We start from the raw sequence: 586 nt of genomic DNA on the forward strand, positions 1-586 counted from the left end.
ACTTCGGCCAGGCCCTTGGCCCACACCTCCAGATCGAATGGCTCGTCTTCGGCGCTATACGGAATCGGCAGGCCGCCACCGATGTCGATGGTCTCCACCGTGCCGATACGGCGCGCGAAGCCGGCCAACTCGTCGTACATCATCCGCCAGTGCTCGCCGGTCTCCACGCCACTGCCCAGGTGCGCATGCACGCCGGTGATGGTGACCTCGAGCGTGCGCGACACCTCGACAAATTCATCCACCCGCGTGGACGACAGGCCGAACTTGGAAGCCTTGCCGCCGGTGTTGACCTTCTCGTGATGGCCGTCGCCGTGCCCCAGGTCGATGCGCAGCCACACATTGCGGCCACGGAACACCTCGGGCCAGTTGCGCAGCGCCTCGACGTTGTCCACGGTCCCCGTCACGCCCAGCGCGAAGGCCGCTTCGTATTCGGCCTTGGGCGCAAAGCTCGGCGTGAACAGCACGCGCCGCGGCGACAGCTCCGGCAGCGCCTGGAATACGCGGCGCAATTCGCCGTGCGAGACGCATTCCAGCCCGAAGCCGGCCTGCTCCAGCGCCATCAGGATGGCCGGATGCGCATTAGCCT

1 pseudogene is annotated in these 586 nt (G+C 66.9%); it reads right to left on the reverse strand.

Annotation, left to right across the window (positions count from 1 at the left end):
• Positions 1–586, reverse strand: a pseudogene (locus CSC70_RS14180) (bifunctional aspartate kinase/diaminopimelate decarboxylase); the annotation flags it as partial.

This window comes from Pseudoxanthomonas kalamensis DSM 18571 (assembly GCF_010211745.1).
Lineage (GTDB): Bacteria > Pseudomonadota > Gammaproteobacteria > Xanthomonadales > Xanthomonadaceae > Pseudoxanthomonas_A > Pseudoxanthomonas_A kalamensis.